The sequence below is a fragment of the Paracoccaceae bacterium genome, from assembly GCA_012103375.1.
Classification (GTDB): Bacteria; Pseudomonadota; Alphaproteobacteria; order Rhodobacterales; family Rhodobacteraceae; genus WLWX01.
The window spans coordinates 1,101,010-1,122,213 of the sequence record WLWX01000001.1 but is presented as its reverse complement, the minus strand read 5'-3'; the positions used below and the strand labels follow the sequence as shown (position 1 = coordinate 1,122,213).

Annotated in this window: 19 protein-coding genes and 1 pseudogene; 8 read left to right on the top strand and 12 right to left on the bottom strand. The window is 61.8% G+C overall.

The annotated features are described in order from the left end of the window. Positions 1 to 181 precede the first annotated feature (181 nt). From GKR99_05890 to GKR99_05855, 8 genes are all read right to left on the bottom strand, one after another. Complete coding sequence (locus GKR99_05890) at positions 182 to 1,267, bottom strand: phospho-N-acetylmuramoyl-pentapeptide-transferase (GenBank protein NKB27093.1); 1,086 nt, start codon at positions 1,265 to 1,267, stop codon at positions 182 to 184. Position 1,268: 1 nt separating this feature from the next. Beyond that, entirely contained in the window at positions 1,269 to 2,705 is a 1,437-nt protein-coding gene (murF, locus tag GKR99_05885; GenBank protein NKB27092.1) for a UDP-N-acetylmuramoyl-tripeptide--D-alanyl-D-alanine ligase, read from the bottom strand. Beyond that, positions 2,702 to 4,177, bottom strand: coding sequence for a UDP-N-acetylmuramoyl-L-alanyl-D-glutamate--2,6-diaminopimelate ligase (locus tag GKR99_05880; protein NKB27091.1), 1,476 nt, complete (start codon positions 4,175 to 4,177; stop codon positions 2,702 to 2,704). Before GKR99_05880 ends, murF begins: the two co-directional genes overlap by 4 nt. A gap of 23 nt (positions 4,178 to 4,200) precedes the next feature. After that, the gene (locus GKR99_05875; protein NKB27090.1) at positions 4,201 to 5,985 is read right to left on the bottom strand and encodes a penicillin-binding protein 2; all 1,785 of its coding nucleotides are present in this window, start codon (positions 5,983 to 5,985) and stop codon (positions 4,201 to 4,203) included. Then, positions 5,982 to 6,362 carry a cell division protein FtsL gene (locus GKR99_05870; GenBank protein ID NKB27089.1) on the bottom strand — a complete coding sequence of 127 codons (381 nt, stop codon included), beginning with the start codon at positions 6,360 to 6,362 and terminating at the stop codon, positions 5,982 to 5,984. The genes GKR99_05875 and GKR99_05870 overlap by 4 nt, the downstream gene beginning before the upstream one ends. Beyond that, a complete protein-coding gene (gene rsmH, locus GKR99_05865; protein ID NKB27088.1) occupies positions 6,362 to 7,354 on the bottom strand; it encodes a 16S rRNA (cytosine(1402)-N(4))-methyltransferase RsmH in 993 nt (330 codons plus the stop codon). Before rsmH ends, GKR99_05870 begins: the two co-directional genes overlap by 1 nt. A 5-nt stretch (positions 7,355 to 7,359) precedes the next feature. Continuing rightward, positions 7,360 to 7,872, bottom strand: coding sequence for a division/cell wall cluster transcriptional repressor MraZ (gene mraZ, locus GKR99_05860; GenBank protein NKB27087.1), 513 nt, complete (start codon positions 7,870 to 7,872; stop codon positions 7,360 to 7,362). Positions 7,873 to 8,437: 565 nt separating this feature from the next. Then, positions 8,438 to 9,511 carry a P-loop NTPase gene (locus tag GKR99_05855; GenBank protein NKB27086.1) on the bottom strand — a complete coding sequence of 358 codons (1,074 nt, stop codon included), beginning with the start codon at positions 9,509 to 9,511 and terminating at the stop codon, positions 8,438 to 8,440. 274 nt (positions 9,512 to 9,785) lie between these two features. Here GKR99_05855 and GKR99_05850 point away from each other — a divergent pair, with 274 nt between their 5' ends. The 4 genes from GKR99_05850 to GKR99_05835 all read left to right on the top strand — a co-directional run bounded on the left by GKR99_05850 (position 9,786) and on the right by GKR99_05835 (position 13,158). Continuing rightward, positions 9,786 to 9,968, top strand: a complete 183-nt coding sequence (locus tag GKR99_05850) for a DUF1127 domain-containing protein (protein NKB27085.1) — start codon at positions 9,786 to 9,788, stop codon at positions 9,966 to 9,968. A 163-nt stretch (positions 9,969 to 10,131) separates the two neighbouring features. Further along, positions 10,132 to 11,127: a flippase-like domain-containing protein gene (locus GKR99_05845; protein ID NKB27084.1), complete on the top strand. Its 996-nt coding sequence runs from the start codon at positions 10,132 to 10,134 to the stop codon at positions 11,125 to 11,127. Beyond that, the gene (locus tag GKR99_05840; protein NKB27083.1) at positions 11,111 to 12,421 is read left to right on the top strand and encodes an FAD-binding protein; all 1,311 of its coding nucleotides are present in this window, start codon (positions 11,111 to 11,113) and stop codon (positions 12,419 to 12,421) included. The genes GKR99_05845 and GKR99_05840 overlap by 17 nt, the downstream gene beginning before the upstream one ends. After that, positions 12,421 to 13,158, top strand: a complete 738-nt coding sequence (locus GKR99_05835) for an SDR family NAD(P)-dependent oxidoreductase (protein ID NKB27082.1) — start codon at positions 12,421 to 12,423, stop codon at positions 13,156 to 13,158. The genes GKR99_05840 and GKR99_05835 overlap by 1 nt, the downstream gene beginning before the upstream one ends. Positions 13,159 to 13,260: 102 nt before the next feature. Here GKR99_05835 and GKR99_05830 read toward each other — a convergent pair. From GKR99_05830 to GKR99_05815, 4 genes and pseudogenes are all read right to left on the bottom strand, one after another. After that, a pseudogene (locus tag GKR99_05830) lies at positions 13,261 to 14,696 on the bottom strand (UbiA family prenyltransferase). Beyond that, positions 14,689 to 15,549 carry a transglycosylase SLT domain-containing protein gene (locus GKR99_05825; protein ID NKB27081.1) on the bottom strand — a complete coding sequence of 287 codons (861 nt, stop codon included), beginning with the start codon at positions 15,547 to 15,549 and terminating at the stop codon, positions 14,689 to 14,691. The pseudogene GKR99_05830 and the gene GKR99_05825 overlap by 8 nt, the downstream one beginning before the upstream one ends. Positions 15,550 to 15,947: 398 nt before the next feature. Continuing rightward, a protein-coding gene (locus GKR99_05820) for an IS630 family transposase (GenBank protein ID NKB27080.1) occupies positions 15,948 to 16,906 on the bottom strand; the annotation gives its coding sequence in 2 pieces (ribosomal slippage) (positions 15,948 to 16,562 and positions 16,565 to 16,906; 957 coding nt in all). A gap of 280 nt (positions 16,907 to 17,186) precedes the next feature. Next, positions 17,187 to 17,330: a hypothetical protein gene (locus GKR99_05815; protein NKB27079.1), complete on the bottom strand. Its 144-nt coding sequence runs from the start codon at positions 17,328 to 17,330 to the stop codon at positions 17,187 to 17,189. 239 nt (positions 17,331 to 17,569) lie between these two features. Here GKR99_05815 and GKR99_05810 point away from each other — a divergent pair, with 239 nt between their 5' ends. The 4 genes from GKR99_05810 (at position 17,570) to GKR99_05795 (ending at position 21,068) form a co-directional block, all read left to right on the top strand. Then, positions 17,570 to 17,749, top strand: a complete 180-nt coding sequence (locus GKR99_05810; GenBank protein ID NKB27078.1) for a hypothetical protein — start codon at positions 17,570 to 17,572, stop codon at positions 17,747 to 17,749. Between the two features lie 171 nt (positions 17,750 to 17,920). Next, positions 17,921 to 18,778 carry a Flp pilus assembly protein CpaB gene (gene cpaB / locus GKR99_05805; protein NKB27077.1) on the top strand — a complete coding sequence of 286 codons (858 nt, stop codon included), beginning with the start codon at positions 17,921 to 17,923 and terminating at the stop codon, positions 18,776 to 18,778. A 206-nt stretch (positions 18,779 to 18,984) separates the two neighbouring features. Then, on the top strand, positions 18,985 to 20,400 hold the full coding sequence (locus GKR99_05800) for a BON domain-containing protein (GenBank protein NKB27076.1): 1,416 nt from the start codon (positions 18,985 to 18,987) through the stop codon (positions 20,398 to 20,400). An 11-nt stretch (positions 20,401 to 20,411) separates the two neighbouring features. Further along, the gene (locus tag GKR99_05795) at positions 20,412 to 21,068 is read left to right on the top strand and encodes an OmpA family protein (GenBank protein NKB27075.1); all 657 of its coding nucleotides are present in this window, start codon (positions 20,412 to 20,414) and stop codon (positions 21,066 to 21,068) included. Positions 21,069 to 21,204 lie beyond the last annotated feature (136 nt).

Genomic DNA, 21,204 nt, shown 5'->3' with positions numbered 1-21,204 from the left:
AGTCACAGTCGCGAGGGGCAATTTATCCAGCAGGGTTAACTCTGACTTCGGTGATTTGTGCGCCGTCGCAGAAGCGCCTGCCCGGGCGGCAGACAGGCGCTCGCCCGGCGCCCTTGCGGGCTTGATTCCGGGCGTTGGATTTTTACGATCTGAACGTCTGCGGTGGGTAAGGATTGCCACCTTACCGAACCTTCAGCGTCGCCAACCCAACCAGCGCCAGGATCAGTGCGATGATCCAGAACCGGATCACGATGGTGCTTTCGGCCCAGCCCTGTTTTTCAAAGTGATGATGGATCGGGGCCATCAGGAACACGCGCTTGCCGGTCTTCTTGAAATAGAGGACCTGGATGATCACGCTCAGCGCTTCGACCACGAAGATGCCGCCGACGATGGCCAGCACGATCTCGTGCTTGGTGGCCACCGCGATAGCGCCCAGCGCACCGCCGAGGGCCAATGAACCGGTATCCCCCATGAAAACCGCCGCCGGGGGGGCGTTGTACCACAGGAAGCCCAAGCCGCCGCCGATCAGACCGGCGGTGAAAATCAGGATCTCGCCCGTGCCGGGGACATAGTGCACGTCTAGATACTCGGTAAAATCGACCCGACCCACAGCATAAGCGATAACACCCAGCGCCCCGGCGGCAATCATCACCGGCATGATCGCCAGCCCGTCCAACCCATCCGTCAGATTGACCGCATTCGCCGCCCCGACAATCACGATCATCGCGAAGGGAATGAACAGGATCCACAGGTTTAGCAACGTCTCTTTGAAGATCGGCATCGCCAGCCGGTTCGACAGCTCATCCGGGTGCATCGCGCTGGCCCAATAGGCCGCTGCCGCTGCAACCAACAGGCCCAGACCGAACCGCATCCGCGCCGACACACCCTTGTGGCTGTTACTGGTAACCTTTTGATAATCGTCGGCAAAACCAATCGCCCCGAAGCAAACCGTCACCAGCAGGATCATCCAGACATAACCGTTATCCAGCCGCGCCCACAGAAGGGTCGAAACCACCAGCGCCCCTAGGATCAGCATGCCGCCCATGGTTGGCGTTCCGGCTTTTTCCAGAATATGGCTTTCCGGACCGTCATCGCGGATCGGCTGCCCGTGTTTTTGCTGTTTGCGCAGCAGGTTGATCAGCGGCTTGCCAAACACGAACCCGAAGATCAGGGCGGTGAAAAACGCGCCGCCTGCGCGAAAAGTGATATATCTGAAAAGGTTAAAAACGTCGCCGCCGTCGCTTAGCAAGGTCAGCCAATAAAGCATTTTATCCGTTCCCGTTTTTGTGATCGCGGGCATGGCCCAGTTTTCGGATCGCGTCAACGACAAGGCTTATTTTGCTGCCCTTGGAGCCCTTGACCAGCACAATATCGCCTGCATCAACCAAGGCGTGTGCCCGGCTGACCAGGTCGCGCGCGTCGGTGACATGCTCTCCGCGCTGGTCCTCGGGCAGCGCTTGCCAAAGATGGTGCATCAGCGGGCCGACGCAGTGGATCACATCAACGCCCACCAGATGCGGAGAGGTTGCAACAGCCGCATGTTGGGCAACCTCATCCCTGCCCAGTTCCAGCATATCCCCCAGCATCGCAATCCGCCGTCCGCGCCCGACACGGCCCACCCCATCGGTTGGCGTCTGCGCGGTCAGGATCTCCAGCGCCGCATTCAATGAGGTCGGATTGGCGTTGAACGCATCATCAATCAGCGTCAGCGACATGCCTTCGGCGAAATCGTCAAGCACCAGGTCCTCAAGCGTGCCGCGCCCGGCGGGCGGCGCCCAGCGCCCGAGGTCCGCAATCACCAGCGCCATATCGGCATCCAGCGCCTGCGCGGCGGCCAGAACGGCCAGCGCATTTTCGGCGAAATGCCGGCCCGGGCTGGCGATCTTGAACAGCAACGGGCCGCCCGGCGAAGCGGCCTTCGCCGTCACCGCCGCCGCACTGACCCGGACGTCGCCCAGCCGCCAGTCGTTGCGCGGGTCATTACCGAAACAGATCGCCGTCTTTCCGGCGGCCTCGCGCAGGATGCCTGAAACGGTCAGGTCACCGGGGATGATCGCGGTGCCGCCCGGTTCAAGCCCCTCAAAGATCGCCGCTTTTTCACTGGCGATCCCGTCAAGGCCCTCAAACGCCTCCATATGTGCGCCGACAACCGTGGTGATCAGGGCCACATGGGGCCGGGTCAGGCGCGAGAGCGGCGCAATCTCGCCGGGGTGGTTCATGCCGATCTCGATAATCGACACATCGGTGTCGGCAGGCATCCGCGCCAGCGTCAGCGGCACGCCCCATTGGTTGTTGTAACTCGCCTCGGCCGCGTGAACCCGGCCCGTCGAGGTCAGCGCAACGCGTAACATTTCCTTGGTCGAGGTCTTCCCAACCGAGCCTGTGACCCCGATCACCTTGGCGTGCGTGCGCGCGCGTCCCGCCGCGCCGAGCGCCGCCAACCCGTCCAGAACGTCATCGACAATCAAAAGCGGAGCGTCCGCAGACACGCCGTCCGGTATCCGGCTGACCAGGGCCGCCGCCGCGCCCTTTTCCAGCGCCTGCGCCACAAAGTCATGCCCGTCACGGACGTCCTTCAGGGCAACGAACAGATCGCCGGGCCGCAGGCTGCGCGTGTCAATGGACACGCCTGCCGCAGCCCAATCCGTCGTCGCCCGCCCGCCTGTTGTAGCGGCGGCATCTGCCGCTGTCCACAGCGCAGTCACGCCAAATGTCCGTCTAGCGCGGCGACCGCGACACTCGCCTGTTCCACGTCATCAAAGGGAAACACCGCATCGCCGACGGTCTGGCCCGTTTCATGGCCCTTGCCGGCGATCAGCACCGCATCGCCAGGCTCCAACGCATCGACGCCGCGCAGGATCGCCTCGGCCCGGTCGCCGACTTCGGTTGCCTCGCCCGCCGCGGCCATGATCGCGGCGCGGATGCTGGCGGGATCTTCGCTGCGCGGGTTGTCGTCGGTGACGAAGACCAGATCCGCGTTCTCGGCCGCCGCCTGCCCCATCAGCGGACGCTTGCCCCGGTCGCGGTCGCCACCCGCGCCGAACACCACGACCAGCCGCCCCATGACATGCGGGCGCAAGGCCTGAAGCGCGGTGCTCAGCGCATCCGGCGTATGGGCGTAATCCACGAACACCGCCGCGCCGTTGTCGCGCGTGGCCGCCAGCTGCATCCGGCCCCGCACGCCAGCAAGCCCCGGCAGCGTATCGAAGACATCCCCCGGCGCCGCCCCGGCGGCAATCGCCAGCCCGGCGGCGACCAGCACGTTTTCCGCCTGGAACCCGCCGATCAGTCCAATGCGCACCTGTCGCGTTGCGCCATTCCAGGAAAAACGCAGATCCTGCCCGGTCGCGTCGAACCGAAGGCCGAGGATGCGCAGGCCCGCGCGTTCTGACCGACCCACTGTCAAAATCTCTTGCCCACGCTCGCCCGCGATGGTCGCCACCTCGCTCCCGCGCGGATCGTCGAGGTTGATCACCGCGACCCCGTCTTCGGGCAAAACCCGGTCAAACAGGCCCGCCTTGGCGGCAAAATACTCGGCGAAATCAGCGTGGTAATCCAGATGATCCTGGCTGAAATTGGTAAACGCCGCCGCCGCGAGATGCACCCCGTCCAGGCGCCGTTGCGCCAACCCGTGGCTGGAGGCTTCCATCGCGCAATGGGTGACCCCCTCGCCCGCTGCTTGCGACAGCAGCCGGTGCAGGGTGATCGGCTCGGGCGTTGTCATCGCCAGCGGTGCGGTCCAGTCGCCTTCGACCCCCGTGGTGCCAAGACTGATCGAGGCATGGCCCAGCGCGGCCCAGATCTGACGGGTGAAGCTGGCGACCGAGGTTTTGCCGTTGGTCCCGGTCACCGCGACCGTGGTTTCAGGCTGTGCCCCGAACCAAAGCGCGGCAGCATAGGCCAGTGACTGACGCGGATCGTCGACGATGATCACAGGCGTATCGCCCAGTGCCGCCCCGGCCCGATCGACGCCCTGCTGATCTGTCAGCACCGCCGCCGCACCCTGACGCACCGCATATTGAATAAAATCGCCGCCGTGGACATTGCTGCCGGGAAGGGCTGCGAACAGGAAACCGTCCTGAACCTCGCGACTGTCCACGGCCAACCCGGTAATTTCGATCCCCTGCCCGCCCGGCAGGGTCAGCCCCAGATCGCCCAGCGTTTTTGTCTTGCCCATCGCCCCACCTGACTTCAAACCGTTCAGTTCGAGCTGAGCAATAGCCTATCCACTGCCACGGGTTCAATCTCTGGCCTGAGGCCAAGAAGCGGTGCCACCCGGCGGATCACTTCGGCGGCGACCGGAACAGCCGTCCAGCCAGCGGTGCGGCGTGGCTTGGGACCGGAGTTCTCACTGGGTTCATCGAGCGAGACGATCAGCACGTATTTCGGATCATGCGCCGGAAAGACGCTGGCGAATGTCGCCACGACCCGGTCTTTGTAATACCCGCCCTTGGGTTTTGGCTTGTCCGCAGTGCCGGTCTTGCCGCCCACGGCATAGCCCGAAACCTCGCCAAAGCGCGCCGTGCCGCGCACAACGACTTGGCGCAGCATGGCGCGCGCCGCCTCGGACACTTCGGGGCGCACGATCCGTGGGCCGACCGGCGCCGGGCCATCGCGCTTCAACAGCGTTGGCGTGACCTTGGTGCCGCCATTCAGGAGCGAAGCATATCCCGTCGCCAGATGCAGCGGGCTGGACGAAAACCCATGCCCGTAACTGGCGGTCATCACCACGATGTCGGACCAGTTCTTCGGCAACAACGGCTTGGCATAAGGTGCCTCGACCAGTTCCACAGGGGTTGGTGTGAAGAAACCAAGATCGCCAAGGAATTCCTGCTGCCGGTCCGCCCCGGCCTCCAATGCCAGCCGCGCGGACCCTACGTTCGAGGATTTGACGATCACATCGGTGGCCGACAGATGCGGGCCATAGTTGTGGAAATCGCGGATCCGATACCGGCCCCAGCGCATTGGGCCAGTGGTGTCGACCATGCTGGTGGGTGTCACCTGGCCATCCTGCAGCGCCATCGCCATGTTGAATATCTTGAAGACCGAGCCGAGTTCATACACCCCCTGAACCGCCCGGTTGAACAGCGGGCTGTCACCCGCATCACCCGTTGTCGGCAGATCGGGCCGCGCGTTTGGATCAAAGTCCGGCAAGCTGACCATCGAGATCACTTCGCCCGAGTTCACCTCCATCAGAACCGCTGTCGCTCCCTTGGCATTCATCAGCTTCATGCCACCATAAAGCACCTGCCGGATCGCCGACTGCACCGTGACATCAATCGACAGCTGCACCGGCGCACCTTCGCGGGCCGGGTCGCGCAGAGTCGCGTCCATCGCCTTTTCGACGCCCGCAACACCGATCACTTCGGCCGAGTGCACGCCTTCGCGCCCGAAACTCGCCCCACCCAGAATATGTGCGGCCAATCGACCGTTGGGATAAAGCCGCATCTCTCGCGGGCCGAACAACAGGCCGGGTTCGCCGATGTCAAAGACCGCCTGCTGCTGTTCCGGGCTGATTTTCTTCTTGATCCACAGAAACTTGCGCCCGCCGGTGAACTGTTTGATCAGCTTTTCGGCGTTCAGATCCGGGAAAACCTCGACCAATGCGTGGGCCGAACGCACAGGGTCCACCATCTGCAGGGGCTGCGCGTAAAGCGAGTTTGTTGACAGGTTCGTGGCCAGCACCCGACCGTTGCGATCCACGATGTCCGCACGGGTCGCGACGATCGCCGCCCCGGCGGCCTGTGCGCGGGGCTCATGCGCTTCGGACGCGGCCATCAGCCCCATCCGCGCGCCCACGACCGAGAATGCGACGAAGAAAAACACACCCAGCACCAAAAGCCGCCCTTCGGCCCGCATCCGGTGACCGTCGCGCAGTTCTTCATGGCGCTGCGCCAGATTCTCACGTTCAATCGCGTCCGGATTCTCGCCCTTGCGGCGGGCCTCCAGAATGCGGGGCAGCGGGCGCAGCGGCGTGCGGGTCATTCGGTGGCCTCCGGGGCGATGGTGTCGTCGCTGTCGTTGCTGTCGTCGGTGATCGCCATAACGTCGACCGGGTTGTTGATAAGCGAGATGCGCGGCGGAAAGCTGACCTGCCCGACGCGGCCAAACTGTTCCGGTTGCAGCGGCATCAGCCCAAGGCGTTCAAAGTTCAGGTCCGCCAGATCGCGCAGCCGTTCGGGGCGGTTCAGATAGGCCCATTCGGCGCGCAAAACCGACAAACGCTCATGCGCCGCGCCAAGCTTGCGCTGCAACGTGTTGTTTTCCTGCAAGGCTTGCTGAGTCTCGTAATTCTCACGATAGGCCCAGAACGCCAGCGCCATCACGGCAACGGACACGAAGAAAACCAGAAAGCCGCGCATCAGCGCCCCCTTTGTACATGTTTCGGCAGGCCTAAAGCGGAATGATCCGCAGGGCCTGCCGCGGCATCGGTGCGCGTCCCCACCCGCAACCGCGCCGATCTTGCCCGGGGATTGACGGCCAGTTCGGCGTCATCCGGGCCTTTTCCCTTGATATCCAGCGTAAAGCGCGGCGCGTCCTGCGCCGCTTCGGGCGCATAGCGGTTTGACCGTCCGCCACCGCCGGAACGTTCGGTGAAAAACCGTTTCACCACGCGATCTTCCAGCGAATGGAAGCTGACAACGGCCAGTTTCCCGCCGGGTTTCAATGCCCGCTCAGCCGCCTCAAGCCCCTGAACCAGCTCACCAAATTCGTCATTCACGGCAATGCGGATCGCCTGAAAACTGCGCGTCGCCGGATGGCTTTGCCCCGGCCTCGGGCGCGGCAGGCAGGATTGGATGATCTCGGCCAGTTGGCCAGTTGTTTCGATCCGCGCCTGGGCACGCGCCGCGACGATTGCGCGCGCAATCCGGCGACCGGCGCGTTCCTCGCCATATTGAAACAGAATGTCGGCAAGCGTGGAGTCTTCGGCCTCGTTCACCAGATCCGCCGCCGAGTACCCGCTTTGGCCCATGCGCATGTCCAGCGGGCCGTCCTTCATGAATGAAAACCCGCGTTCGGCCCGATCCAACTGCATCGAGCTGACGCCAAGGTCCAGCGCCACGCCATCAAGTGGCACATCATTAGCCCGGTCCAACACGCTGAAATTGCTTTGAACCACGCGCAGCCGATCACCATAGGGCGCGCCCCAATCTACCGCCATATCCAGCGCCAGCGGGTCACGATCTACGCCGATCACCTGATCCGCCCCAGCCTCTAGCAAACCGCGCGCATAGCCACCTGCCCCCAGCGTTCCGTCCAGCCAGATCCCACGCACCGGCGCGACCGCGTCCAGCAACTGGCGCAGCAGAACCGGGATATGCGGGGTGGGCGTCCTGGCGGCGGCAACAACCATAGACATTATTCCGTCGCTGGGCTGGGCGCGCTGTCCAGCAGGGTCAGCGGATCGAAATCCTCGGGCTGATCGTCCAGCCAGGCCTCGGTCCGCGCAAGCTCTTCCGTTTCATAGGTGTCCGGCTTCCAGATCTGGAAAGTGTCGCCAGAGGCGATAAAGAACGCCTCCCCCTCCAGCCCGATCTTGTCGCGCAACTTCTGCGCCAGAACCAGGCGGCCATCGGGGTCAAGTTCGGTCGGCATCGACTGACCGTTGAACATGCGTTCCAGCATTTTCCGCTGGGTGGAGCCGCGCGGCAACGCATCAATACGCGCATCGACGTCGGCAATCGCCTCCATCGTGTAACATTCAAGGTATTTGCGGCGATGATCGCCATAAACGATCACAAGGCCCGCGCGCTTGCCATCAGTACAGCCCGGATCGCCGGCAACCAGAACAGGGCGAAACAACGCTGGGATAGACACCCGACCCTTTGCATCCACCTTGTGGTGGCTTTCACCTCTGAACCTGCGCGCCACTTTGGCGACCCCTTCGTCCCGTACCGTCCCCCGAAATAGGAAACGGCGGATCGAGCTGCTGCCACTGCCCGATCCGCCGCCCTCGTCCCGTTTCCGGGATGTCCGACCGCGCGCGCCACCTGGGGGGATGTCTGCTCGCTCGCGCGCCGGATCTCAGTCAGATGAAGTGGGTGCCTGTATGAAACCTGCGTTTTGCCTTTGTGGGGTCTTAGCGCCCCGATTTCCCAACTCATCGTGTGAATGGGTATAGCTGGGAATTCATGGAACTCAAAGGAAAAATGTGGTGCAGAAAGAACTTTCGGTCTCCAGGGGCGCCCGGATTGTCAGAAAATTGCGTAAATTGCGACCCGTGATCACACGTCATAGCGTCATCGCGCCGCGATTACTACTAGATGTAGTATAGAAAGAAAATTGAAGTTTTTTCCGTGATTTCCCGAAGATCTGCGTCCATCAGGTGGGAAATCGGACATCCGCCACGCAAAACCGCCCAGAATCCAAGCGTAGGCGTCGCTTGATTCGCCTAAAGCTCAGCAGTTTCCCGCGATTTCCCGTGATCTGGAACAGTTCAGGACATTCCGCCCTTGATCAGCCGATCCGCAAGCTGCGCATAGGCCTCAGCCACCGGCCCCTCGCCCGCAGCGATGGGCGTGCCGCCGTCCCCGGCGATGCGCACATCAAGGCTTAGCGGGATTTCCCCAAGGAACGGCAGATCGGCCTTCTCAGCCTCGGCGCGCACGCCGCCATGGCCGAACAGATGCGCTTCGTGGCCACAGTTCGGGCAAATATAGGTCGACATGTTTTCGATCAGGCCCAGAACCGGCGTGTTGAGCTTGTTGAACATCGTCAGCGCACGACGCGCATCCAACAGGGCAACATCCTGCGGCGTGCTGACGACAATCGCGCCGGTCACTTGGGTCTTCTGGCACAGCGTCAGCTGCACATCCCCGGTGCCGGGCGGCAGATCGACGATCAGCACGTCCAACTGCCCCCATTCCACCTGCCCCAGCATCTGTTGCAGCGCCCCCATCAGCATCGGCCCGCGCCAGACCACGGCCTCCTCTGGCGGCAGCATCAGGCCGATGGACATCATCGTCACGCCATGGGCTGTCAGCGGCAGGATCTTCTTGCCATCCGGTGAGGCCGGGCGCTTGCTGACGCCCATCATCCGGGGCTGCGATGGTCCATATATATCTGCATCCAGCAGGCCGACGCGCCGCCCGGCCCGCGCCAGGGCCACGGCCAGGTTGCTCGAGACGGTGGATTTCCCCACCCCGCCTTTGCCCGAGCCGACGGCCAGGATCCGGTCCACCCCGGCGACCTGCATCGGCCCCTCCTGCGGGGTCGGATGCCGCCCGATCTTCAGATCCGGCGGCGGTGCTTTCTGCGGTGCAGGCCCATGTGCCGTCAGCACGACCGAAGCGCTGGTCACGCCGGGGATCGCTTTGACCGATGCTTCGGCAGCGTCCCGAATGCGCCCCATCTTCTGCGCCGCCCCGGCATCGGGCGCTTCGATCACAAAGCTGACCGTGCCGCCGTCCACCCGCATGGCGCGGATCAGGTCGCGGGACACCAGGTCGCCGCCTTCGGGCAGCGCAATTCGCGCCAGTGCGGCCAGTATGTCGTCCTGTGTCACGCTCATGGATTGTCCCTTCTGCCCGGTGTCGCCGCTATAGGTGTTGTAATTTGGGCAAACCTCAACCCCCAACGGCACCAATGTCCGCCGCAAGTGCAGAATGCGCCGGGATTACGCAGGGAAACTATGCAATTGCTGCATAGCAGCATTGCCCAATTCCGGGATTGCGGCCCAACGCCAGAGGCTTACCTTCATACCCGAGGCCGCAACAATGCAGTTGCAGCATAACGAGTATCAGGAGGACAAAATGTCCCACGCACTAGACCTACACCGCCCCGGCATGGGCCTGTTTGGCCGTCTGGCTGCCGCGCGCATCGCAATGCGCGACCACGCCCGCCGCGCCAAAACCTATCACGATACGCGCCGCGAACTGTCGCTAATGAGCGACCGTGACCTGTCCGACATCGGCCTGACACGCGGCGATATTGACGACGTCGCACTGAACGCGGCGATGCAGAAGTAACAATCCCAATTCAGGCCCGCCGGTCCTCCCCCGGTGTCGCCGTTTTTTCGTTTCCGGGGCCGTCGCACTCTTTAAAGTCTATCGCATTCCTGCCGTTTCATTGTCGCGATTTTCGAAACAGCATCATATTGTCGCCTAACTTTGTCTCTAGCCCTCGGCCTTGATGAGTATGACTGCAAAACTGCCTCGCCGATCCTCGCGCCGGATACGCGATACCTTGCTGCTGGGCGGGCTGCTGGCGTTTGTGGTGTTCGGCCTGATCGGGCTGGCGTCGGCCACCGGCTGGGAGGAAACACGCACCGCAATCGCCCGCCTCAGCCTTTGGCAATTCGCCGGGCTTCTGGGCCTGTCGCTGGTGAACTATGGCCTGCGCGGGCTGCGCTGGCATTTGTTCACGGGTTGCTTGAGGCTGGGCACGAGCTTGGTTCAGGATCTGCGCCATTTCTTCGGCGGCTTCGCGATGACGGTCACGCCGGGGCGTGTGGGTGAATTGGTGCGGATGCGCTGGATTTCGCGGGAAACCGGCGCAAGCTTTGAAGATACCGCCCCGCTGGTGCTGATCGACCGCGCCTCGGATCTGGCGGCGATGGCGCTGCTGCTGGCGGGCGGTCTGGCGTTATCCACCACAGGCGTTGCGGGTGGCGTTCCGGTCGCGATCATCGCCCTGCTTTTGGCCGTCGTCGTCACCCGCCCTGTCCTGGCAGAGCGTATTGCCGAAGCCCTGTTTGCCCTGATCAACCGCTGGCCGCGCCTGTTCGCCAAACTGCGCCGCGCCGCAAGGACGCTGGAGCATTTTTCGACCGCCCCGGTGATGGCCGGGGCCATCGCCCTTGGCCTGATCGGTTGGCTGGCCGAATGCTATGCCTTCCATTTGCTGCTGGTCTGGATGGGCGCCGACATTGGGCTGGCCAAGGCCACCGCCATCTTCGTCTTCGCCACCATCGCCGGTGGCCTGACCGGCGCGCCCGGCGGGCTTGGCGGGGCCGAGGCGGCGATGATCGCCCTTTTGACGCTGGAGGGGATCCCGCTGGAGGTTTCGGTGCCCGCCACCGCCATCATCCGCGTCACGACACTCTGGTTCGCAATTCTGATCGGTCTGGGCGTGTTCCCGTTCGCCGAATCCCGTTCCCGAAAGGCCGCACATGCGCTGGAAAACTGAGACTGTCACCGGCTGGGGCCGCGCGCTGAGCGCGACCGAACAGATCGCACGCCCTGAAAAGCGCGCCGGTCTGGCCGAGCTGGCCGCTGACACGCCCTGCCCCGCCTTCGGCATGCGCCGCAGCTATGGCGATGCCTGTCTGAACAGCGGCGGCAAAACGGTCAACATGACCCGGCTGGACAGATTGCTGAGCTTCGATGACGCATCCGGCGTGCTGGAGGTTGAGGCGGGCGCGACCCTGGGCGACCTCGCGCGGGTCTTCGCGCCAAAGGGCTGGCTGCCTCCGGTGATGCCGGGCACCGGCTTTGCCACTGTCGGCGGCGCCATCGCGATGGATGTGCACGGGAAGAACCACCACGGCGCGGGCAGCTTCGGGCAGCATCTGGCGGCGATCACCCTGATTGCGCCGGGCGGCAAACCCCGAACGATCACGGATAAAGACAAGACGCTGTGGCGCGCCACCATCGGCGGACTGGGGCAAACCGGCGTGATCGCCAGTGCCAAGATCAACATGCTGCGCGCCAAAGGCGACGTGATGATCGTGACCGAGCGCCGGATCAGCGACTGGGACGAACATATCGCGCTGCTGGATGCGTCCGAGGCGACCTATACAGTCGGCTGGGTCGATGCGACTGCCAAGGGTGCCGCGCTGGGTCGCGGAGTGCTGGAGGAAGGCGAAACGGGCTCGGGCCTGCTGCCACGCAAGAAGGGCGCAAAATCGGTGCCGTTCAATGCGCCGGGCTTCGCGCTGTCCGGGCCTGTCGTGCGGACCTTCAATGCGGCCTATTGGCGACGCGTGCCGGTGACGGGGCGCACCTCGGTCAAGCCGATCGGCGACTTTTTCTTCCCGCTGGACCGGATCCACGACTGGAACAGGCTTTATGGCAAGCGCGGATTTCACCAATTTCAATGCGTCGTCCCACTGGAACGGGCGAATGCGCTGCGCGACATGCTGGCGACCATCGCCGCAAGCGGCCTCGCCTCCCCCCTCGCCGTGTTGAAACGTATGGGGGCCGGGCGCGCGGGCATGATGTCATTCCCGATGGAAGGCTACACGCTGGCCGTCGATTTCCCGAACCGGGGCGGCGTGAGCACCCTGATAGCAGAGCTTGAACAGGCCGCAGCCGACGCCGGCGGGCGCATTTATCTGGCAAAGGACGCGCTGGCCACTGGCGAAACGATCCGCGCGATGTACCCCGAACACAGCGCTTGGGCGAAAGCCTGCGCCAAGGCCGATCCAGGCGGCGTGCTGCACACCGACCTGATCCGGCGCCTGAACCTGAGGAGTACGTGATGCAACAGACCTGGATCATTCTGGGCGCGACCTCGGCAATTGCCCGGTCGTTCGCCCGCCAGATGGCCGAGGACGGCGCCGGGCTGATCCTGGCCGGGCGCGACAAGGCAGAGCTGGCAACACTGGCCAATGACGCCGCCCTGCGCGGGGCGCGTTTCGCCGAGGCGATGGCATTTGATACCGCCGCCCCTGAGGGTTTTCGAAACATCCTCTCGCGCGCGGCATACGAAGAAGGCGCGCTGAATGCGGCGGTTTTCACAGGCTCGATGCCTGCGCAGGACCAGATCGACGCCGACACCGCCCTTATCGAGGCGACGGTGATCGACAATTACGCAGGCCCCATGCGGTTTCTGCAAATGCTGGCCCCGATGATTGAAGAGCGTGGGCGTGGCACAATCGTCGGTGTCGCCTCGGTCGCGGGGGATCGCGGGCGATTGGGGAATTACGTTTACGGGTCCACCAAGGCGGGGTTTGCCACCTACCTCAGCGGGCTCAGAAACCGGCTGAACCGCGCAGGCGGGCATGTTGTTACAGTGAAACCGGGCATGGTGGACACGGCCATGACCTGGGGCCTTGACGGGCTGGTTCTGCTTGCCAGCCCGGACAAGGTTGCCGGCGATATCGTGAAGGCGGTGAAGAAACGGCGCAACACGATCTATTCCCCGGCGATCTGGATGGTGATCATGGGGATCATCCGCACGATCCCGGAACCAATTTTCAAGAAGCTGAAGATCTGAAAACTTCTTGCCTCCGGCGGGGATATTTTCGGGTCAATGATGACCTGTGCTCAGACCACCATCATTGACCTGGAAATATCCTCGCCGAAGGCATTGAGTTCTTTAGCCGCCGAACCACTCGGCCCAAAGCCCGGCGGCATAGAACATCAGGCTTACCGTGATCAGCAGCAGTCCGATGCCCAGTTTGTCGCGCATCGCAAAAACGATGGGGTCGTAATCCTGCCGCCCCAGAAACCCCAGCGCCAGCATTCGGATCAGCCAGATGGCAATCGGGATCAGCGCCAGCCACAGCATCCAGACTGTCGGGTATAGCTCGGCATCTTGCGGCGTTCGCGAATACAGAAAAAGATCACCAACGCCCCGACAATGCCCAACGCACCCACGTTCAGCAGGTCGCCCCTGTCGTTGCGGCCATAGCCGCGCCCTGGCAGGGGTTCGTCGCTGGTGGCCAGAGTCAGTTCGGTCAGGCGCTTGACGCAGCCCAGAGTGACGAAAACCGGGAAGATAAAGACCAGCATGTAGAAAGACGCCTCGACCCCGCTGGCCGCGGCCCCGGCGATCACGCGTATTGTGTACAGCATCGCCAGCGTTGCGATGTCGATCCAGCGCATCCGCTTGAGGCGCAGCGAATAAGACAGCGCAAGCACCATATAGCAGAATATGACGGCCAGGAATGCCGGGCTCAGCACTGCCGCAAGGCCCAGCGCGAACACCCCGAGGGCCGCGCAGGTCGCCATACCGACCTGTATCGGCACCGCTCCGCTGGCAAAGGGGCGGTTCTGTTTGGTCGGATGCAGGCGATCCGCTTCAAGATCCAGCAGATCGTTCACTATATATATGCAACTGGCCACGGCCGAGAATGCCATGATGCCCAGCAACACCAGCCCGATGGTCGCCAGCGCGAATTCATGGGCGGCGATCATCGGCAAGAACAACAGCACGTTCTTAACCCACTGGTGCGGGCGCAGGGCGCGGATCAGGTCGCGCAGGCTCCAGCCGCCCTCAACCCGGGTCACACGATGGCCAGCGGCCTTCAGCGCTTCGGCGGTGGCGTCTTGCTTGCCGACAATCAGCGCACCATCGGCGCGGTCCCAGATCTTGCGATCGACCGGCGCGTCCCCGGCATAGTCAAAACCGCGTTCTCCGAAAGCGGCAACCAGCGCCTCCGCCTTCGCCTGCCCCTTCAGATTTGTTTCACCGTCCGAAGCGAACACCGTTTCCGACAGCGCATATTCATCGGCCAGCGCACGCACCAGCGTCTGATCGGACGCCGAGGCCAGCACCACGTCGCGCCCATCCGCCACGGCCGAGGCCGCATAGCCCGCCACATCAGGGTTAACCGGCAGCAGGTCAGTCCGCAGTGGCGCGATCTGCGCCAGTTCCGCCTTCAGGCGCTGGGGCTGCCGAAAATGCAACGCGCAGGCCTTCAGCGTCGCCAAAGGCGCGCGGCCCAACCCGGCCCAAAAACACTCGAACAGCATATCGGTCTTCAGGAACGTCCCGTCGACGTCCAGCACCAGCGGGCGCAATTCAGCCATCGCTCGCGGCCTTTCCCTGGATGAAGACGCAGGCATCTGTAATCAGCTCGGGCCGGGTCTTGCACAATCCGCGCGCAACCTCCCACGCGGCCAGGACCTTCGGGACATAGGCACGGGTTTCCACGTAGGGCGGCACCCCTGAATGAGAGGTTACCGCGTTTTCACCCGCATTATACCCGGCCAGCGCCAGCATGACGTCGCCGTCGAATTTGTTCGTCAACCAATCCAGATAGGCCGCCCCACCAGTGATATTCTGGCGCGGATCCGATGTGTCGGTGACGTCAAATCGCGTGGCGGTATCCGGCATCAGCTGCATCAGCCCCTGCGCCCCTGCACCGCTGAGCGCTGCCACCTGCCCCGCAGATTCCACCGATATCACCGCCAGTACCAGCGCGGGCGAGACATCTTTGCCCAGCGTGGCCAGCAAAATGTCGCTGCCATGGCGATCCACGATTTTGCGCAGCGACTGCAAGCGCGGGCCAGAGATCGGCGTGCCATCGGCGCCTTTCGACAAGGCGGTCATCGCCCTGGACAATCGCTCCGCTCCGGAAATGCCGAGGGCCGAGGGCACCTCGGCCCAGAACCACTCATAACCGGAAACCTTCGGCGCCGCAGCTTTAACCGTGTCTTCGTCGGCTGCCTGGGTTGTGCCCGCACCTGCATCGGCAGGGGCTGTCGCGAAAACATCCACCGTCGGATCAACCTGAACCGTGATTTTCGGACGGCTGCCGGATTTCGGCGGCTTCAGGCGTTTGAACGTAAAATCCTTGAACGCGGGCGGCGCGTCTTGCGCTGCCCCCGGTCCCACAGCGCCTATGGCTGCGAATATTGCTGCTGTTACGAAGCGCCGCATCTGCGGTTCCTGCTCTGCCCCGTTATTATTTTCCGGCACAATTGCAAAAAATTGCCCCTCTGACCACCCATTGGACAGAAACGGGATGGCGATTTTGTCACATTCAATGGTCCGGCGCTGATCGGATGCGATTTTTATTGTTAGAAAACATCACATTACAAGATTTTTCGGCTGAATTGCGCACATCTACAAAATCGTACGATGCGCGACAAACTCTTGCCCAATTTGGACGCGCATAAAGCATCACACCAAGGCGGAAACGGGTCACATACCAACGTCCCAATCGACCGGCGCGGTAAGTGACTAACAGACGTGTCAAATGAACGGAGTATACCATGTTTAAGAATTTCCTGAACGACGAAGCCGGTGCTGTAACGGTTGACTAAAGCGTTTCGACATTAACCTGAGACATATCCGGCGGCCTTAAAGTAGTTCCAGCATTCTACTGGGTCGTAGAGATCGCAGATTGCTCCGATTGCTTCGAAGACCTGGGTAAAGGACCTGGCCCCGATCCGTCGCAAATGGGCTTTCAGTTTAGAGAAGGCCTGCTCGATGGGATTCAGGTCGGGCGAGTACGGTGGCAGGTAAAGGAACCAGCAGCCGTGATTGCGTAAAGCCTGCGTCGCCTCCTTATTCCGGTGGGTTGCCAGGTTGTCGAGAATGACGACAGTGCCGGGGTTGATCTCGGGGACCAGCACTTCGCGGATGTAGGCCGCGAAGGCGGGGCCATCTATCGCTCCCTTGATGACCCAAGGTGCGATCAGCGCGCCTTGGGTCAGGCCCGCGATCAAGGTTTGGGTTCCCCAGCTTCCGAAGAGCGCATCCATCGTCAGGCGCTTACCGCGCTTGGCTCTGCCGCGTAGGCGCGTGAGGTTTGTCTTCACTGCGGTTTCGTCAATAAAGACAACGCGCTCAGGAAAGGTCGCAATGGCTGGCGAGCGGTATCTGAACCAGTCGGCCCGTTGCTGCCTTACCTTGGCGCGGCGGCGCTCGGTGGCGACCAGCGACTTTTTTTGTACGTGAAGCCGAGCCGGGACAGAAGGTTGGCGATGGAGGAGTGATGCACCCGCACACCCTCTGCATCGGCCAGCGCATTACGCAACTCAAAGAGCGTGATGTCAGGGTCTTGTGCGATCAACTCCTCAAAGAATTCCCGATGCGGAGCCAGCTTTCCCTTGCCGCGCGGCGGTCCCTGCCGGGCAGGTTCCGCATGACCCTTCATCCTCACCTGACGCGCCCACCGCGCGCCTGTGGCAGGCGACAGCTTCAACCGCAACGCCGCCGCGCGCCCGCTCAACCCTTCTTCAATGTATCTCTGAAACCGTATCCGAAGCGCAGATGGCAAAGGTGCTGACATGATCCATCCTCCCAAACAGGATGAATCACAGATCAGGTCTCAAGGGAATCCCTCGCGATTCAGGTTCAAGCCGAAACGCTTTAGGTTGTGCTGACGGCAGCAATTGTTGGCCTGGGCATTGCGGTTCTGACCGCTGTCAGCGGCGGCGCTGTGTCGCTGTCGGGCAAAGTCAGCTCTTCGCTGATTGTGTTGAAAAACTCCGTTTTAGGGCCTGAACGATGATTTTTCTTTCCATGCAGCCCGATCCTAAATTTTTGGCGCGGGGGTCGGCCCAAATCGCCTACATGCGCTCACGCGCAGCCATGCGCTGTCTCGTGGTCAAAGCTTTCCGACTATTTCGCTTCATAGGTTTTCGCAAGAAATCCGCGACGCTCTGATTTCGGAGTTTTTCAACACAATCCGCTGAATGCACAGACGGTTGCAACCTACACGGTTCCGGGCAGCTAATCTGAACATTGTCTGAGCGGCACCCACATGCGGGCGCTGCAGGACATCAGACGGACCGCCATAACAGGTTCCAAGACAAATGGGGTCGCGCATTGCTGAAAGATGCGCGACCCCACATTCTTTATTAAGAATGGCGCAGATAACATTCTCGAAGAAACAAACCCGATCGGTGGTCAGACGATACCTGGGTCGAGTGTTGGAGGCAGAGATATGGGGATGATCAGAAACTTCTCGAATTTCATGACCTGCGAATATGGTGCAGTCACAGTTGACTGGGTTGTACTGACAGCGGTCGTCGGCCTCGGACTTCTTGCGGTTGGTGTCGGTACCGCGACAGGCGCGCTCGGCGGCAAAATCAGCACGTCATTGTCCGCAATGACGGTCGCAACGTACTAAAACGATTGTGCCGCTGGCGCCGCATTGTTGCGAAATCATGTATTGACCATGCCAAATTCACGCTGATGCCGCATTTCACAACCAAATTAAGGTCAATTCCCGGCGGAGTGTGATTCTGGGTTGCCCTGAAGCCGTCTTCCGCCGCGGGAACATGGGGCGAAAGGACAAGACATGCGAATGATGTTTGGGTTGGTGTTGCTCGTGGGGATCGGCTTGGCCGGATTCGCAGTATACATGGCGCAGGGTTACATTTCCGAGAACCAGGCCGCGCTGGAAGCGGAACGTGCGGCCCGCGGGCAGATTGTCCCGACAGTACAGGTATTTGTGCTGACCAAGCCGGTTCGCTATGGCGAACGGATTGGTCCTAAGGATGTCCGCACCGTGATGTGGCCCGAGGACAGCGTGCCGCCGGGCGCATTCCTGTTCAGCGACGAAGGCAAGCAGGATCTGTTCCCCGAAGGTTCTGACGAGCTGCGCGCGGCGTTGCGTGCGATGGAGAAGAACGAGCCGATTCTGGCCGTAAAAGTCTCTCAACCCGGTGAGGATGCCGGCGTTGCCTCCAGCCTGAAGGCAGGCATGCGGGCCTTTTCGATCCGTGTTGACGTGGCATCAGGCGTCGCCGGATTCCTGCGTCCCGGCGACTTCATTGATGTTTACTGGACCGGGCGCGGTGGCCAGGACCTCAACCAGGATATCACCAAGCTGATCGACAGCAGCATCAAGATCATCGGCATCGACCAGACCGATGACGGCGATCGCAGCAACGCACAGGTGGCACGCACCGTGACGGTCGAAGTCACTCCGCGCCAGGTTGCCGCATTGGCCCAGGCGCAGGCCACCGGCCAGCTTTCGCTGTCACTTGTCGGCATTGAAGATGAAACCAAAGTCGGCGCACTGGAAATTGACCAGCGCGAGTTGCTGGGCATCGAAGAACGTCAGGTGGTCGAGGTTGAACGTGAAAAAGTCTGCACCGTGCGCACTCGCCGCGGCGCTGAAGTGATCGACATTCCGATCGCCTGCACGAATTGACCTTATCGAACTTCTGCCCCGGGGCACAGCATCTTGGGGTTGTATAGTGATTTGGGCGCAACCCCTGCCGGGTGTTGCGCCCAAACTACATAAATGTGCCCCTTTAAGCACTTGATTCTTGCTATTATTCTGATTGTCACGCAGTCTCTGATCCAACGGGCATTCTAAAAGGTCCGAACTGAGGCGTGATCGGAAAGGCAGGTCACATGTATATTAAGAATCTGATCAAGGCGGCATGCGCCGCCCTTGCACTGACTCTGCTCAATCCGGAAATCGGACAGGCGCAGACCCTTAAGATTATGAAAGGGGCGGCGTCCAGCAGCCTCAAGGTTGATATGAACCGGGCGGTGGTCGTTGAAAGCGATGCACCGTTTGCGGAACTGTCGATTGCCAACCCCGGCATCGCCGATATCTCGACCCTGTCGGATCGCACGATCTACGTGCTCGGCAAGGCGCCGGGGCGCACGACGCTGACGCTTCTTGGTCCTGACGGGCGGTTGCTGGCCAATGTCGATGTGCAGGTTTCACCCGATATCGCCGAGTTCAAAGAGCGTTTGCAGCAAATTCTGCCGCGCGAGAATATCGAGGTACGCACCGCGAATGACGGAATCGTGCTGTCCGGTACGGTGTCGTCGATCATCTCGCTTGACCGCGCGCTTGATCTGGCAGGCCGATACGCGCCGGGGCGGATTTCCAACCTGATGGTTGTCGGCGGCACGCAGCAGGTGATGCTGAAAGTGCGCTTTGCAGAAATGCAGCGTTCGGTTTCCAAGGGTCTGTCGTCGTCACTGGCCGTGAACTCTACCAGCGCTGATGTTGGTGGCGTGGGCGGCAACGGCGTCTTTGCCAACGGCGCCAACAGAACGGCGGTGTTTGGTGATCCCAACACCGTTGGCAGCAGCGGCGCGACAACCGGCAATCTGACACTGGGCTTTTCTGCCGGATCGCTGCAATTTGCGGTTCTGCTGGAAGCCCTTGAAGCCAAAGGCGTTGTTCGCACGCTGGCCGAACCGAACCTGATTGCACTTTCAGGTCAGGAAGCACGCTTTCTTGCAGGTGGCGAATATCCGATCCCTGTTGTCGGTGAAGAGGGCCGGGTGACGGTGCTGTTCAAACCCTTCGGTGTCGAACTGCTGTTCACGCCGCGTGTTGTGGACGGTGACCTGATCAATCTGCAACTGACCGCCGCCGTTTCCGGCGTCGACGAATCCAACGCGGTTGTCACCAACGGCTTTGCGGTCAGCGCATTCAAACGGCGCGAAACCTCGACGACCGTGGAAATGCGCGACGGTGAAAGCTTTGCAATCGCCGGCCTGCTGCAGGATGACTTCTCCGATCTGGTCGGCCAGGTGCCGTGGCTGGGTGACATCCCCATTCTGGGCGCCCTGTTCCGGTCATCCGAGTATGAACGCCAGCAAAGTGAGCTGGTCATCATCGTGACGCCGCATCTGGTCACCCCTGTCCGCGGCGAGGCGCTGGCCCTGCCGACCGACCGGGTCCGCATTCCGACTGAACGCGAATTGTTCCTGTCCGGCAGCGTGGTTGGCAAAACCCAAAAAGGTGCCGCCGGAGAGGTTGCGCGCCAGGACTTCGGCGGTTCCTACGGCTATGTGATGGAGTGAAGGCGATGAAGATGACACATCTGAAAATGACTCTGTCCGGGCTGGCGCTTGCCTTACTCGTCGGATGTCAGAACATGGGCCAGTCGCTGGACGTGACGGCAGGGTCCAGCGTCGATGACGGTAGCTTCGGCAACCCGACGATGCAGAACACGCTGATCCAAAGCGGTGAAGCCAGTGGTCAGCACGTAATGGTGAACCTAAACAACAGGTTCTCGTCCGAAATTGATCCAATGATTAACTTTGCTTTCAACAGCTCTCAGCTTGATGCTGCCGCCCAGGCCACCCTGCGGCGTCAGGCAAATTGGATCCGGCAATTCCCCGAGGTCCGGTTCCGGGTCTATGGGCACACCGATCTGGTTGGTTCGGCCACCTATAACAAACGCCTTGGGCTGGCGCGCGCGCAGGCCGTTGTCAGCTATCTGGCGACGCAAGGCGTCTCGCGTCGCAGGCTGGAGGCCGTGGCATCGCTTGGCGAAACCCAGCCGCTGATCGTCACCGAAGGGCGCGAACGCCGCAATCGCCGTACTATCACCCAGGTGTCTGGCTTCGTGGGCGCTGGCAACGGGAAGAATTGTTGCCTGAATGGCAAATATGCCGCCGTCATCCAGCGCGAATACATCCGCTCTGCGCTGGCAAGCCCGACGATCGAACAGGCCGATTCCAACTAGGGCCCAAGAAACAAATTCCGAATGATTGTGACGCCGTGGCCCTGCTGCGACGTCACTTTTTTTATCTTCCATAAAATTTGATCGTCCATAAAAATCGAATAATTACGATTTTTTAGCCTCAATGTTGTCACCATTG